At 68.9% G+C, this 14,414-nt stretch carries 13 protein-coding genes and 2 riboswitches; of the genes, 4 read left to right on the forward strand and 9 right to left on the reverse strand.

The window, feature by feature from the left end; translation table 11 throughout:
* Positions 1 to 18: 18 nt before the first annotated feature.
* Positions 19 to 810, reverse strand: a complete 792-nt coding sequence (locus tag ABD289_RS12455) for a M23 family metallopeptidase (protein ID WP_344130523.1) — start codon at positions 808 to 810, stop codon at positions 19 to 21.
* Between the two features lie 765 nt (positions 811 to 1,575).
* Between ABD289_RS12455 and ABD289_RS12460 the strand changes: the two genes are divergently transcribed.
* The gene (locus ABD289_RS12460) at positions 1,576 to 2,508 is read left to right on the forward strand and encodes a sulfite exporter TauE/SafE family protein (protein ID WP_344130526.1); all 933 of its coding nucleotides are present in this window, start codon (positions 1,576 to 1,578) and stop codon (positions 2,506 to 2,508) included.
* Positions 2,509 to 2,672: 164 nt separating this feature from the next.
* Here the strand turns inward: ABD289_RS12460 and ABD289_RS12465 are convergent, their stop codons facing one another.
* Positions 2,673 to 3,842, reverse strand: a complete 1,170-nt coding sequence (locus tag ABD289_RS12465) for an NAD-dependent epimerase/dehydratase family protein (protein WP_344130529.1) — start codon at positions 3,840 to 3,842, stop codon at positions 2,673 to 2,675.
* A gap of 185 nt (positions 3,843 to 4,027) precedes the next feature.
* Here ABD289_RS12465 and ABD289_RS12470 point away from each other — a divergent pair, with 185 nt between their 5' ends.
* The gene (locus ABD289_RS12470) at positions 4,028 to 4,447 is read left to right on the forward strand and encodes a GtrA family protein (protein WP_344130532.1); all 420 of its coding nucleotides are present in this window, start codon (positions 4,028 to 4,030) and stop codon (positions 4,445 to 4,447) included.
* On the opposite strand, the gene ABD289_RS12475 is transcribed toward ABD289_RS12470, so the two are convergent.
* From ABD289_RS12475 to ABD289_RS12505, 7 genes are all read right to left on the reverse strand, one after another.
* A complete protein-coding gene (locus ABD289_RS12475) occupies positions 4,413 to 6,713 on the reverse strand; it encodes a glycosyltransferase family 2 protein (RefSeq protein WP_344130535.1) in 2,301 nt (766 codons plus the stop codon). The genes ABD289_RS12470 and ABD289_RS12475 overlap by 35 nt on opposite strands.
* The gene (locus tag ABD289_RS12480; protein ID WP_344130538.1) at positions 6,710 to 7,663 is read right to left on the reverse strand and encodes an NAD-dependent epimerase/dehydratase family protein; all 954 of its coding nucleotides are present in this window, start codon (positions 7,661 to 7,663) and stop codon (positions 6,710 to 6,712) included. The genes ABD289_RS12475 and ABD289_RS12480 overlap by 4 nt, the downstream gene beginning before the upstream one ends.
* A gap of 64 nt (positions 7,664 to 7,727) precedes the next feature.
* Positions 7,728 to 8,162 carry an SRPBCC family protein gene (locus tag ABD289_RS12485; RefSeq protein ID WP_344130541.1) on the reverse strand — a complete coding sequence of 145 codons (435 nt, stop codon included), beginning with the start codon at positions 8,160 to 8,162 and terminating at the stop codon, positions 7,728 to 7,730.
* A 108-nt stretch (positions 8,163 to 8,270) separates the two neighbouring features.
* The gene (locus ABD289_RS12490) at positions 8,271 to 9,101 is read right to left on the reverse strand and encodes a phosphoenolpyruvate hydrolase family protein (protein ID WP_344130544.1); all 831 of its coding nucleotides are present in this window, start codon (positions 9,099 to 9,101) and stop codon (positions 8,271 to 8,273) included.
* A 33-nt stretch (positions 9,102 to 9,134) separates the two neighbouring features.
* Positions 9,135 to 10,331: a Tm-1-like ATP-binding domain-containing protein gene (locus ABD289_RS12495; RefSeq protein ID WP_344130547.1), complete on the reverse strand. Its 1,197-nt coding sequence runs from the start codon at positions 10,329 to 10,331 to the stop codon at positions 9,135 to 9,137.
* Positions 10,332 to 10,472: 141 nt separating this feature from the next.
* Positions 10,473 to 10,643 (reverse strand): hypothetical protein, encoded by a 171-nt coding sequence (locus tag ABD289_RS12500; RefSeq protein WP_344130550.1) that lies wholly within the window; start codon positions 10,641 to 10,643, stop codon positions 10,473 to 10,475.
* Positions 10,644 to 10,788: 145 nt separating this feature from the next.
* Entirely contained in the window at positions 10,789 to 11,967 is a 1,179-nt protein-coding gene (locus tag ABD289_RS12505; RefSeq protein WP_344130553.1) for an acyl-CoA dehydrogenase family protein, read from the reverse strand.
* A 103-nt stretch (positions 11,968 to 12,070) separates the two neighbouring features.
* Between ABD289_RS12505 and ABD289_RS12510 the strand changes: the two genes are divergently transcribed.
* Both ABD289_RS12510 and gcvT read left to right on the forward strand, forming a co-directional pair.
* Entirely contained in the window at positions 12,071 to 12,712 is a 642-nt protein-coding gene (locus ABD289_RS12510; RefSeq protein ID WP_344130556.1) for a TetR/AcrR family transcriptional regulator, read from the forward strand.
* A gap of 173 nt (positions 12,713 to 12,885) precedes the next feature.
* A riboswitch (glycine riboswitch) is annotated at positions 12,886 to 12,982 on the forward strand.
* Between the two features lie 2 nt (positions 12,983 to 12,984).
* A riboswitch (glycine riboswitch) is annotated at positions 12,985 to 13,083 on the forward strand.
* Positions 13,084 to 13,202: 119 nt separating this feature from the next.
* A complete protein-coding gene (gene gcvT, locus ABD289_RS12515) occupies positions 13,203 to 14,306 on the forward strand; it encodes a glycine cleavage system aminomethyltransferase GcvT (RefSeq protein WP_344130559.1) in 1,104 nt (367 codons plus the stop codon).
* Positions 14,307 to 14,414 lie beyond the last annotated feature (108 nt).

The following is a 14,414-nucleotide window of genomic DNA, read 5'->3' on the forward strand; positions in this document are numbered from 1 at the left end:
GGCCGGGTCTGAAGCCGATCAGGTGATGTCGATGCCCCTGGAGGACAGCCACGAGACCGGGTTGACGTAGTCACCGCCCTGCTCCACGCCGAAGTGGAGATGCGGGCCGGTGGACTGCCCCCGGTTGCCCATCGTGGCGATCTGGTCGCCAGCACCGACGTGATCGCCCTCGCTGACCAGCGTCGAGTTGACGTGGCCGTAGACGGTGATGGTGCCGTCGTCGTGCTGGACCCGGACCCACAGGCCGAAGCCGCTGGCCGAACCGGCGTCGATGACCTCGCCGGAGGCCACCGAGTAGATCGGGGTCCCGACGGAGTTGGCGATGTCGATGCCGTCGTGGCTGGTTCCCCAGCGGGCGCCGAAACCGGAGGTGAAGGTGCCCTCGGTCGGCTTGACGAAGCCGTTCTCCCGCTTCCAGGCCTCCTCGGCGGCCTTGCGGGCGGCTTCCTCGGCGCGCTTGCGCTCGGCTTCGGCGGCCTTGCGCTCGGCTTCGGCGCGGGCGATGCGCTCGGCCTCGATGCGCTGGCTCTTGACGGCCTTGGCGGCTTCGGTCGCCGGCTCGATCGGCTGCTGATTGCTCAGCAGGCGCACCGAGGCGGGACTGTTCCAGGTTCCCGTCACGGCTGCCTTGAGCTCCTTCTCGCCGGCCAACGGCTGGACGTCGCGCTGCTCATCGGCACCGGCGTTGGCCACCAGCGGCTGACCGACGGCGGCGAAGGCGCCACCGGCCACGACCATCGCCATCATCTTGTTGCGAAGCGGGAGACCGGCCTTCGGGGGATGGCCGCTCTCCTTTCGGTGCTTGCCCATTTCCACCTTCCGTCTCGGGGACGGTCCGGTCGGACCCGCGTCGGGGAATGCGGGCGCAAGACCCCTCGGGGAGCGAGATCTTGCTGTGATCGAACCGTGACGTGCAGGGCGTGAACGTAGCTGAGCGTCACGGGGGGCGCAAGGCTTGCCTCTTTCGGTCCATTGAACAGTGGTGATCTCAGTCAAAATCGCGCGTTCGTGTAACGCTCGGTATCTACAACCCTTGATCGGAATATAACGGCCGAGATCCGGAACAGGGCTCGACGCGGGCGTGGTCCGCACCGCCGCCGCCCACCGGCGCGCCGCTCGAATCCGAACGGTTCACGCTGGTCAACTCACGGATCAACAACCGAGACCCCGCGGGCGAACCCGCGGGGAGGCACTTCAGATCGCCGTGATCATCCACATCGGACATGGCAGCACGGCCACTCCGGGGTCGCACGCCGAAGCCGCCGACAGGACCGGATCAGGGGTAACGGTGGCGTTGGCCACAAATGCCACGCGAACGGGCCACACAGGCCCTCCCGAATTATGAGAGACCTTCCCACGGATGCTCGGGGCATGTTTGACTGACGCCCATGACGCCCGGTGATCAGTGGCGGCTGCTCGCGCAGCGCCTCCACGTAGACCTCCGCCGAGTCGCCTCCGCACGGTGTCGGCGCCACAGCTGAAACCAAGCCGCGCCCGCACATCTCGATCCCCCAGCGCGCCGTGGACCCGCTCGCCGCGCGCCCGAAGGGGCCGATCCCTCACCACGGAGACATCGTGCAAGCATTCCTGATCTTCGCGATCGGCGGTTTCATCGCCCAGCTGGTCGACGGCTCGCTCGGCATGGCCTACGGCGTCACCTCGACGACCATCCTGCTCACCGCAGGCCTGACCCCGGCGCTCGCCTCCGCCTCGGTGCACCTCGCCGAGCTCGGCACCTCGGTGGCCTCCGGCGTCAGCCACTGGAAGTTCGGCAACGTCGACTGGAAGATCGTGGGCATGCTCGGCGTGCCCGGCGGGATCGGCGCGTTCCTCGGCGCCACCGCGCTGAGCAACGTGGCCACCGAGGCCGCCGCCCCCTGGATGTCGACGATCCTGCTCGCGCTGGGCCTGTACGTGCTGCTGCGCTTCGCGATCCGGCCGCTGCGGCGCCGGCGCCTCACCGGCGTCAGCCCCAAGCTGCTGGCCCCGCTGGGCCTGGTGGCGGGCTTCATGGACGCCACCGGCGGTGGCGGCTGGGGCCCGGTGGCCACTCCGACCCTGCTGAGCACCGGCAAGGTGGAACCGCGCAAGGTCATCGGGTCGGTGGACACCAGCGAGTTCATCATCGCCGTCGCCGCCAGCCTCGGCTTCCTGATCGCGCTGTCCGACGCGCAGCTGAGCTGGCTGCTCGTGGGCGGGCTGCTGCTCGGCGGCGTGGTGGCCGCGCCGCTGGCGGCCTACCTGGTGCGGATCGTCCCGATGCGGATCATCGGCGTCGGCGCGGGCGGCATGATCGTGCTGACCAACGCCCGCACCCTGGTCAACGCGATCGACCTGCCCTCCCCCAGCCCGGTGCTGGTCTACGCCGTGATCGCCACGGCCTGGATCGCCCTGCTGGCCTACACCGTCCGAGTGGTCGTCAACGAGCGCCGCGAGTTCGACAACCTCGAGGAAGAGGCCGCGGAAGCGAGCCAGGACGAGGAAGTGGCGGAACCGGCGCGGGGCTGAACGGGCGCCGGTTCCCTCCGGAAGACACCCGCGCGTCCGCGTCGCCGGAGTCACGGCCGCTGACGCGCCGCGGAAGACCCGCGCAGGACGAGGCCCCGGGCTCGCGCCCGGGGCCTCGTCCTGCGAGCTCTACGCCCCCGTAGTCGAGCCGGGGGCGCGCCGAGTCACTTGTCCGCGCGCAGCGGGCTCTGGGCGGTCCGCCAGCTGACCGTCGGGCGCATGGCACCCAGGTCCACGCGGTCCTTGTACTTGTCCGCGACCGAGAACATGTTCTCGATCAGCGTCTCGGACAGCAGGTGCGGCTGCAGGCCGAGATCCACCAGACCGGTGTGCTTGACGTTGTAGTAGTGCTCGCCCTGCTCCACGCGCGGGTTGTCCACGTACTCGATCTCCGCGCTGCCGTCGAACTTGTCGGCGACGATCTTGGCGACCTGGTCGATGGAGTAGCTCTCGGTCATCTGGTTGAAGACCCGGAACTCACCCTTGTCGGCCGGGTTCTCGCAGGCCAGCCGGATGCACTCGACCGTGTCGCGGATGTCGAGCATGCCGCGGGTCTGCCCGCCCGGCTTGTAGACCGTCAGCGGGTGGCCCAGGACGGCCTGGATGACGAAGCGGTTGAGCACAGTGCCGAAGATGGCGTCGTAGTCGAACCGGGTCGCCAGCCGCTGGTCGCGAGCCGTCTGGTCGGTCTCCTGGCCGTAGACCACGCCCTGGTTGAGGTCGGTTGCGCGCAGGCCCCAGATACGAGTGGCGAACTCGATGTTGTGGCTGTCGTGCACCTTGCTCAGGTGGTAGAACGAGCCCGGCTTCTTCGGATAGAGCATCCGGTCGGTCCGCCCGTTGTGGGTGACCTCCAGCCAGCCCTCCTCGATGTCGATGTTGGGCGTGCCGTACTCGCCCATCGTGCCCAGCTTGACCAGGTGGATCTCCGGATCCACCTGCTCGATCGCGAACAGCACGTTGAGGTTGCCCACGACGTTGTTCTGCTGGGTGTAGACCGCGTGCTTGCGGTCGATCATCGAGTAGGGCGCCGCCCGCTGCTCGGCGAAGTGCACGATCGCATCCGGGCGGAAGTCGGCGATCATGTCGATGGTGAACTCACCGTCGCACAGGTCGCCGTAGTAGGACTTGATGGTCTTGCCGGAAACCTCGCGCCAGGCGTCCAGACGGACCTGCATGGGCTCGATCGGCACAAGGCTCTCGACGCCCATCTCGTGGTCGTAGCCCCGACGGGCGAAGTTGTCCGCGACTGCAACCTCGTGACCGCAGTCGGACAAATGCAGAGCGGTCGGCCATCCGAGGTAGCCGTCCCCTCCGAGGACGAGGATTCGCACGCCTGTCTCCCTCATTTCAGCCGTTAGTGCAGCAACAGCACACGAATGTTCTCAGATACGAGCCGGTCGGCGAAGAGTTCGCCAACCGATCGGTATCGTGCAGTCCAGCACACATCCGTGTGAAATTGGTAGGAGGCGAGATGCCCCAGCGAATGTCCGGTGTCCGATTCGGTCGGTATTGGCATTTGCTGAGCAGATTCGCGGCCGCCTCGGTGATCGCCACCGTGATCAGCCAGCTCGTCTTCCTGGTCTCCTACTCGCTGGGGTCCGCTCCGATCTTCGCCACCGTGCTGGCCTGGTTGGCCGGGGCGATCCCCAACTTCGTGCTCAACCGCCGCACCTGGGGTGGTGGCGGTCGTTCCGCATTGCGCGGTGAGATCATCCGCTTCGGGGTGATCTCCATCGGCACCGCGCTGGTCGCGGCGCTCGCCGCGCACGGTGCCGAAATCCTTGCTACCTCCCAGTTCCCGCACAACCGACCCGCCCAGATCGCCATCGTCTGGGGCGCTTTCGCCGGAACCTACGTGGCGATGTTCGCGGTCAAGTTCGTGCTCTTCGACAAGATCGTCTTCACCGCTCACCGGCAGCAGCAGCGGGCTCGCTGAACTCGGTCGTCGACCCGACGATCACGGCGTCGCGCTTCGCGCGGCGCTCGCGCCACCAGGTGCCGAGCACGACCTTGGCGTAGCGGTAGCCGTAGGCGAAGCTGCCGCCCTTCTTGCTCTCCCCCGCCGCGCGCGGAAGCATCCGCATCGGCTGCTCCAGGACCCGGTAGCCGTGGCTGAGCGCGCCGACGAGCAGTTCCGAGGACTGGTACTGCGGCTGCTGCAGGGTCACCGCGTTGGGCACGTCCACCCGCATGCCGCGGAAGCCGAACGAGGTGTCGGTGATGCGCTGCCGGGTCAGCGCGCTGACCAGCCAGGCGAACACGTAGGTGCCGATCCGGCGGATCAGCGCCGGGCGCTCGTTGCTGCCCAGGACCCGCGAGCCGGTGACGAAGTCCGCGCGCCCCTCCACCAGCGGCTCCAGCAGCATCGGCAGCTCGTCGATGTCGTACTGGCCGTCGGCGTCGGTGGTGATCACGTAGCGCGCGCCGCGCTGCGCGGCCAGCCGGTAGCCCAGTCGCAGCGCCGCGCCCTGGCCCCGGTTGACCGGAGCCACGCAGGTCTGCGCCCCGTGCTTGAGGGCCTGGCCAGCGCTGTCGTCCTTGGCGCCGTCGACGACCACCAGGGTGTCGACGTCCAGATCACCGCTGCGCGCCGGAATCGAGTCCAGCACGCCGCCGATCGACTCCTCCTCGTTGTAGGCCGCGATCAGCACGACGACCGGGGCGAACCGGTGATCGCCGTAGCGGTTGTCGTAGTCCTCCAACGCGGCGCGGTCGACCTCATCGGGGAAGGTCGTCAGCATGCGGTTCTCCTTCTGGAACTGTGCGGTCGTATCCAACGGACGGGGCAGTACCGGAGCCCTTCGCCCGAAGATCGCGGTCGCGGCCAAAGCACCGGCGATGGGAATCAATACCAGACCGGGCAGTTGATAGCGCCACGAGAACTCCATCGCTGCCGCGGTGGACAGCAGCGCCATGATCATTCCAACGGGCAGCAGGATCACCGCGCGCAGACCGCTGCGCACCGCCCTACCGACGCCGATCAGCGCGGTCGCGGCCAGCAGCAGCCCGAAGCCGAGCACGATGCCCGGCGTGTAGCCGCCGTGCAGCTGGTAGTCGCGCAGGAAGGAAGCGAGTTCGGTGCGCACCCGCACCGGGCCGTCGTCGTAGATCTCGGCCCACTCGTCGGTGTACCAGTCGGACTCGTACAGCGGGTAGGCGAGCTGGAAGTGCCAGCGATCAAGCGGAACGTCGCCGACGCTCTGGGTGCGGGTCGGGGCGAAGCCCTTGAGGAAGTCCCGCACGATGCCGCTGGCGATGTCCAGCGGCTGCTGCGCGATGACCTTGTTGGTCATGCCGCGCTGGGCGGCGGAGATGTCCATGCCCTCGGGCAAGGTGTCACGCGTCCACGGGACGTCCCAGTAGTGCAAGTAGTGGTCGATGCCCAGCTCCTGGCGCTTGGCCGGCGACTGGTCGTGCGGGCAGACCAGGTACTCCTCCCGCGTCAGGCCCAGCCGATCGCAGTCGGCGACCACTGCGGCTCGACCGTAGAGCACGCCACCGCCCGTGGAGCCGCCGATGCCGAACCGGCCCGCGGCGACCGCGCTGAAGGTGGCGTAGGCCAGCACTCCGGCGACGAACACGCCCACCAGCGCTCCGGTGGCGATCAGCCGGGACTTCCAGCCCTCCCTCGGCCGCAGCCCCGCGGCCAGCAGCACGAAGACCGCGACCGGCACCACCAGCGTCACGCCCACCGACCGGGTGATCACGCCGAAGGCGAGCACCGCACCGGCGCCGGCCGCCAGCCGCGGTCCCGGCGTGCCCCAGAAGCACAGCAGGTAGATGGCGGCCAGCAGCACCACCTGGAAGAGCAGATCGGACATGATGTTGGCTTCGATCTGCAGCTGGTAGGCGTCCAGCAGGACCGGCGCGGCGGCCAGCGCGGCCAGCCACCGGCGCACCGCGAAGCGGCGCAGCAGGATGTAGATGCCCACGCCCAGCGCCAGGCCGAGCAGGTGCTGCACGGCCGCGACCAGGCTCATGCCACCGATCCACAGCAGCGGAGCCAGGAAGAACTCGTACCCCACCGGGTTTATCCCGCCGGGGTAGAACACCCCGACGTCGTTGAGGTAGCGGAACGAGTCGATGTAGAGCAGGGCCGGCCGGTAGGCGAGGTGCACGACGGCGCGCAGCACCGCGCCGGCCAGCACCAGCAGCACCAGCAGCCAGTGCCGGCGGACCACGCGCGCGAGCGCGGTGGTCATCGGGCTCCGCCGAAGTCGGACCAGACCGTGCGCAGCCCCTCGGTGAGCTCCACGGCCGGGTGGTACCCGAGCTCGCGCTGGGCCTTGGCGACTTCGACGATCACCGCGGGCATCTCCCCGTTCTTGGCAGGTACGTGGGTTACCGGGATGTCGATCTCAGTGGCGGCTTTGACCGCGTCGATGAGCTCGAGCACGCTGATGGAGCGCCCGGAGCCGATCACCGCGGTGCCGGTGTACTCCTTGTCCCACGCGGCGAGGATGCCCTGCACGACGTCGTCGATGTGCACGAAGTCGCGGCACTGCGAGCCGTCGCCGTAGACCTCGACACCGGTACCGGACAGCGCGGCGCGCATCAAGCGCGGGATGAAGCTGTCCTTCTGGTTCATACCGGGGCCGTAGATGTTGGTGAAGCGCAGCGCCGTGGTGGCGAGGCCGTAGGAGCCAGCGTAACCCGCCAGCAGCATCTCGCAGGCCGCCTTGGTGGCGCCGTAAGGCGTCAGCGGCCGGACCGGGAGCTCCTCGTTGATCGTCCCGTGGCCGATGTCGCCGACCACCGCGTTGGTGGAAGCGAGGATGAACTGGCCGACGCCGCGCTGCCTGCACAGCTCGAGCAGTTCGTGGGTCACCTCGACGTTGTTGGTGTAGGTCTCGGCCGGCTTCTCCACCGACTTGAGCACCGAGGTGATCGCGGCGAGGTGGATGATGCCCGCGGTCGCCTGGCTTATGGCCCGCTCGCGGGTAGCGGCTTCGCGCAAGTCGCCCTCCACGAAGGTCACCCGGGGATCGTCGAGGTCCGCAGGCGGTGCCTGGAGATCCACGATCGTCACCGGGGTACCGCGTTTGAGGAACGCGCGAACCACGGAGCGGCCGACGAAACCGGAGCCACCGGTGACGACGACGCGATCGGCTTGTGCGGCGTCTGCTTCGGGAGGAATAGACCTGCTTGGCACGAGCCGACTCTAACCGGCCGCTTCGAAGCTTCCATTCACACCTGGCCGCAACGGCCTCATTCCCTCAACCGGAGAGGTGATCGGCGAGGCCGTTCAGACCAGTGGCGTACACCCCCTGGGCGAAAGTCCGGTCGAGTTCTGCCTCGTCAGCGGCGTCCGCGTCGAAGTCGGCGAACCACTGGACGAAGCTCTTGCCGGAGGCGGTCACCGGCATCGCCTGGATGGTGCAGCGGTAGCTGCGAACGTTGAACGGACTCGTTACGAATTCGTAAGTGCAGCTGCGGGCGGAGTCGTCCAGCGCGACCAGCCGCTCGCGCGCCTCGGCGCCGTCGCCCAGCGTCAGCCTGCGAACGCAGCCGACCCGGGCCGCGTCGCCGCCGTCCTCGATCTCGCTGGCCGAGATGGCCGGGTGCCAGGCGGGCAGGCCGTCGAAGTCGCGGATCGCCTCCCACACCTTCTCGACCGGTGCGTCGATGACCGTGCTCGCGTAGCTGCGCATGCGTCCTCCTCGACGGGCGGGTGGATCGAACTCGCGGATCGTTTCCGGCGTGCGTCGGTGGCCACGTGCGGTGCGCGACTCAGCGGGCACCGCCGCGCGCGTCCCACCTCAGAACTTGATGCCCTTGAAGGCCTTGGTCTGCTCGGTCAGCGCCTGCTCGGTGGGCAGGCGCTCCATGCTGCTGGCGCCGTAGAAGCCGTGGCAGCGCTCGGTGCGGGCCAGCACGTAGGAGGCGTCGGCGGGCATCGCGATGGGGCCGCCGTGGCACAGCACCAGCACGTCCTCGCGCACCTCGGCGGCGGCCCGCGCGCACTCGTCGATGAGCGCGACGCAGTCGTCGAGCGTCTTGGCCGTCTCGGCGCCGATGTTGCCGCCGGTGGTCAGGCCCATGTGGCAGACGATGATGTCGGCACCCGCCTCGGCCATCGCCCGCGCGTCCTCGGCGGAGAACACGTACGGAGTGGTCAGCAGCCCCGCTTCCCGGGCCGCGGCGACGAGCTCGACCTCCAGGCCGAACCCCATGCCGGTTTCCTCCAGGTTCGCCCGGAACACGCCGTCGATGAGGCCCACGGTGGGAAAGTTCTGAATGCCCGCGAAGCCCATTTCGCGCAGTTCCCGCAGGAACGGCTCGCGCAGCAGGAACGGGTCGGTTCCGTTGACGCCCGCGAGCACCGGCGTGCGCTGCACGACCGGCAGCACCTCGCGGGCCATGTCGACCACGATCTCGTTGGCGTTGCCGTAGGCGAGCAGCCCGGCCAGCGAACCGCGCCCGGCCATCCGGTAGCGGCCCGAGTTGTAGATGACGATCAGATCGATGCCGCCGGCTTCCTCGCACTTCGCGGACAGACCGGTGCCCGCGCCGCCGCCGACGATCGGTTCGCCGCGATCGGCCTTGGCGCGGAATTCCCGCAGCAGCTCCGCGCGATCGAATCGACTCATGAGACCTCCTGAAGCTCTTGCGTCCCCAGCGTTTCAGGCCGGGCGCGCGGTCACCAGCTCGCGGAAGCAGTCCAGCAGCGCGTCGGTGAACTCCGGATCGTTGACGTTGTGGCCGACGCGCACGACCTGCCGGTCGGCGGTGGTCTCGACCCGGCTCTCGATGGTGTCGAACAGGACCGCGTCGGCCTCGGGATCGTGGAAGGGCTGCCCCGGCGCGTCCAGCATGGACACCCCGCCAGTCGGCAGCAGGAACCGCACGGGACCGGTGCAGGCGTTGAGCTTGCCGGCGATGAACTCCCCGATCTCGCGGCATTCCTCGGCCGAGGTGCGCATCAGGGTGACCTGCGGGTTGTGCACGTAGAGGTTGCGGCCGGAGTAGCGCTCCGGAACGGTGTCCCGAGCGCCGAAGTTGACCATGTCCAGCGCGCCGCACGAACCGACGTAGGGCACGCGGGTGCGGGCGATGGCGTCCAGGCGCTGCTCACCGGCGCTCATCACGCCCCCGGCGATCAGATCGCAGACCTCGGTGGTGGTGATGTCCAGGACCGCGCGCACCAGGCCGTCGTCGACGAGCTTCTCCATCGCGCGGCCGCCGGTCCCGGTCGCGTGGAAGACCAGCGGGTCGAACTCGGGCTCGAGCCGTTCGGCCGCCGCTGTCACGCACGGGGTGGTGACGCCGAACATGGACAGCGCGACGGCGGGCTTGTCGTCGGCGGGCGGCAGCGGGTGGCTGATCGCGCCGAGCAGCGCATGCGCGGCGTTGGCCAGCACGCGGCGGGAGATCCGGTTCAATCCGGCGACATCGGTGACCGAGGGGAACATCGCGATGTCCGTGGCGTCCACATAGGGCGCGACGTCGCCGGAAGCCACAGTGGACACCATCATCTTCGGCACGCCGATCGGCAGCTGGCGCATCGCCGGGGTCACCAGCGCGGTACCGCCGGAGCCGCCGAGCCCGAGAACGCCGTCGACGTCGCGTCCGGCGAGGAACCGGGCGAAGGCCTCGGCCATCGCGGTGACCGCCGTTCCCCGGTCGCCGGTGAACACCGCCTCCACCCCGCCGGGATGATGCGCGGCCACCTCGGCCGCCGAAACGTCCGCGCGCGTCGCCGACTCGCCGGTGGACAGGTCGACGGTGGTGACCGGATGGCCGCGCGCGACGAGCTCGGCGGCGAAACCCAGCTCCGCGCCCTTGGTGTCGAACGTCCCGACCACGTACGCACTGCCCACAGCGATCCGACCTCCCGGCGCTCGACGTTGAGACGACCCGGGGCGGACTCTACTTTCGATCACGCGCCGGTACAGGACTCCGAACAGGCGACAACCGAGAACGCCCCCGGCATCGGCCGGGGGCGTTGTCGTGCGCCGGGATCAGTAGCCGCCGCGGGATCCTCCGGAACCGCCCTTGCCCGTGATCTTGTTCTTGACCTGGTCGATCTTTTCCTTGTTCTTCGGGTCGGAGGCGTACTTCTTGGCCTGGTTGATCACCTTCTTGCCCTGCGGGCTGGAGGCGAACTGCGCGACCTTCTTGAACAACGACATGGCATCTCCCGATAGATCGAAGCCGGTGGTGCCCAGTCTACCGACATCGGCGCGACCACTCGGGCAACACGGGCCGCACGGCTCTCCCGAAGGTGGGATGCGGAATCGCGCAGCTCCGGGTGCCGATCCACGCGGATCGCCCGGATCAGCCCAGGGCGCCGCTGACCGAGGCGTGCCCCTTGAGCACGTTGCGGGCGATGGTGCGCCGCTGGATCTCGTCGGTTCCCTCGAAGATGCGCAGCAGCCGCAGATCGCGGTACCAGCGCTCGATCGGGAGCTCCTTGGTGTAGCCCATGCCGCCGTGGATCTGCAGGACGCGGTCCACGATCTGGTTGGCGTGGGTGGCACCGAACAGCTTGGCGATGGACTGCGCGTGCCGCGAGTCCACGCCCTGGTCGACCTGCCAGGCGGCCTGCAGGACCAGCCAGCGCAGCGCCTCGATCTCGACCGCGGAGTCGGCGATCATCCACTGGATGGCCTGCCGGTCGGCGATCGGTTCGCCGAAGGTCTCGCGGTTCTTGGCGTAGTCCGAGGCCATCTCGACCATGCGCTCGCAGGCGCCCAGCGCGTGCGCGGGCAGCAAGTAGCGGCCGCGGCCGATCCACTGCATGGCCAGGCCGAAGCCGTTGCCGACCTCGCCGAGGACGTTCTCGTGCGGCACTCGCACGTTGTCGAAGACCAGCGCGGCGGGCTGGCGCTCGTCCGGGCCCATGATGTCGATCGGCTCGGACTTCCAACCCATGTCGCGGTCGACTAGGAAGCAGGTCACCCCGCCGTTGGCGCCCTTCTCCCGGTCGGTGACGGCGAAGACCATCGTGAAGTCGGCGTCGATGCCGCCGGTGATGAAGGTCTTCTCGCCGTTGATCACCCACTCGTCGCCGTCCCGCACGGCCGTGGTGCGCAGGTTCTTCGCGTCCGAACCCGCGCCCGGCTCGGTGATGGCGAAGCAGGACTTGCGGGTGCCCTCGATGGTCGGCAGCAGGTAGCGCTGCTGCTGCTCCTCGTTGGCGTAGTAGAGGATGTTGTCGGCGCCGCCGCCGAAGCGGAACGGCACGTAGCTGCGACCGAGCTCGACCTCGATCAACGCCGCCATCACCGCCGAGAGGTTCATCCCCCCGTACTCCTCGGGCGTCATCACGCCCCAGAACCCGGCCTGCTTGGCCTTGTCCTGCAGTTCCTTGAGCTCGTCCTTGGTCAGACCGCGCTCGCCCGCGCGCTCGCGGCGCAGCACCTCCGGTTCCAGCGGCATGAGCTCGCGCTGGACGAAGTTGCGCACCCAGTCGCGGATGTCGCGCTCGGTGTCCGACAGCGAGAAGTCGACCATCGCCGATGTCCTTTCCTACGATCCCGGTAACTAACATCGTTAGTTTTGTGGCAGCCTAGGACTGTTGTGACCGACGCCGCAAGAGACCCGGTGAGGTGGAGCAGTGCCACGACCAAGCACACCCCGACTCTCGCCGGAACGCATCCGGCAGGTCGGCCTGGAGATCATCGACCGGGAGGGCCCGGAAGCGCTGTCCATGCGCAGGCTGGCCGAGCGCCTCGACGTGCGGGCGGCCTCGCTGTACAACCACGTGTCGAACAAGGACGAGCTGCTCGACAAGATCGCCGACGAGGCGATGAGCACGGTCGACGTCTCCGGCTTCGAGCAGGACTGGATCACCGGCCTGCGCACCTGGGCCCGCTCCTACCGCGCCGCGCTGCTCGCGCACCCGAACCTGGTCGCGTTCATCGCCTACGGCCCGGACCGCCGCGAGAACTCCCTGCGCGTGGCCGACGCCGTGCACGGCGGCCTGACCAGCGCGGGTTGGCCCCAGCGCTACGCGACCATGATCGGCGCATCGACGAAGTACCTGGTCATCGGTTCTGCGATGAGCTCCTTCGGAGGCGGCTTCCCCGATGACGCGGCGGTGTACACCAACCGCTTCCCGCACCTCAACCAGGCCCACCGCCTGCGCGAGAAGGCGACCGAGATCGACACCGGCAGCTTCGAACTCGCCCTGTCCGCCCTGATCGACGGCCTGCAAGTGCAGTACCGCGGCCTGCCCGACGAGTCGACCGAGGGCTGAAGCGCCCGAAACGCGCGTTCCCGATCTGCCGGACGGCTTCCCCGCCGCGGGTGAGCGTTCGCGTAGCACGGACACGACCAACTCACCAGGGCCGAGATCACTCGCCCTTCCGGTTGACTGGGGGTGCGGGGGTTCGTAGCGTCCTTGAGCGGAACAACCGCATATCGCGCCGACGACGTCTCGCGGGAGAGCTCTCACCCGATCCGGGTGGGGCGCCGAAGGAGCAACACTCCCCAGCAAACTCTCAGGCACCGTTACCGCAGGACAACAGGCGAACGCACGGAGAAAAGCAGAAGCGCGAGCTTCTCGCCCACGGTGCAAGCCGCCCAGCCGGGCGGTGAAACTCTCAGGCCAATGACTCCGGGGAGACCCGCCCGACCAGCGCAGATGCACCGGTCGGGGGTCGTGGGCGCCCCGGATAAGGTGGGTGCGCCTGCAATGCTGACCGGCCCCTGACTGCCGACCGGCACCCACCAGGAGGAGTTTCACCATGTCGTCGTCTCGACAGACACCGCTGCACCGGGTGCACGAATCACTCGGCGCGAGCTTCACCGAGTTCGCCGGCTGGCAGATGCCCGTGCGCTACAGCGGCGACACCGCCGAGCACAACGCGGTGCGCACCGGAGCGGGCCTGTTCGACCTCACTCACATGGGCGAGATCATCATCAGCGGCCCGCAGGCCGCCGAGGCGCTTGACTACGCGCTGGTCGCCAACACGAGCGCCATCACGCCAGGCCGCGCGCGCTACACCATGCTCTGCAACGAGAGCGGTGGCGTGCTCGACGACCTGATCGTCTACCGGCTCGCCGATCACGAGTTCATGGTCGTGGCCAACGCGGCCAACGCCGCCGTGGTCTCCGCGGAGCTCGAGAAGCGGGTCGCGGGCTTCGACGCGACCCACCGCGACGCCTCCGACGACTACGCCCTGATCGCCGTGCAGGGCCCCAACGCCGTCGCGATCCTCGCCCCGCTGACCGACACCGACCTCTCGACCGTCAAGTACTACGCGGGCTACCGCAGCACCGTCGCCGGCAAGGACGTGCTGCTGGCCCGCACCGGCTACACCGGCGAGGACGGGTTCGAGCTGTTCACCGCGCCCGGCGACGCCGAGGCCGTCTGGCAGGCGCTGACCGACTCCGGCGCGGGCCACGACCTGCAGCCCTGCGGGTTGTCCTGCCGCGACACGCTGCGGCTGGAAGCCGGCATGCCGCTGTACGGCAACGAGCTCTCCGCCGAGCTGACCCCCTTCCACGCCAACCTCGGCCGGGTGGTCAAGCTGGACAAGACGGCCGACTTCGTCGGCAAGTCCGCGCTGGCCGCCACCGCCGAGCAGCCCACCGAGCGCACGCTGGTCGGCCTGACCACCGACGGGCGCCGAGCGCCCCGGCACGGCTACAAGGTGCTCGACGACGAGGGCCACGAAATCGGCGAGGTCACCTCCGGCGCACCCTCCCCGACCCTGGGCCACCCGATCGGGATGGCCTATGTCGACCGGGCGCACAGCGGCCCCGGTACGGCGCTGCAGGTCGACATCCGCGGACGCAACGTCCCGGTCCAGGTCGTCGAGCTGCCCTTCTACCGCCGCAACGCCTGATCTCCATAGATCAAGAACCAGGAGGCACACACTGATGTCGACACCGGATCTGTTCAACGACGCGCTCGCCGCGGTGGACCCGGAGGTGGCGACGGCGGTCGGCGCCGA

The organism is Saccharopolyspora halophila (assembly GCF_039531955.1).
Lineage (GTDB): Bacteria > Actinomycetota > Actinomycetes > Mycobacteriales > Pseudonocardiaceae > Saccharopolyspora > Saccharopolyspora halophila.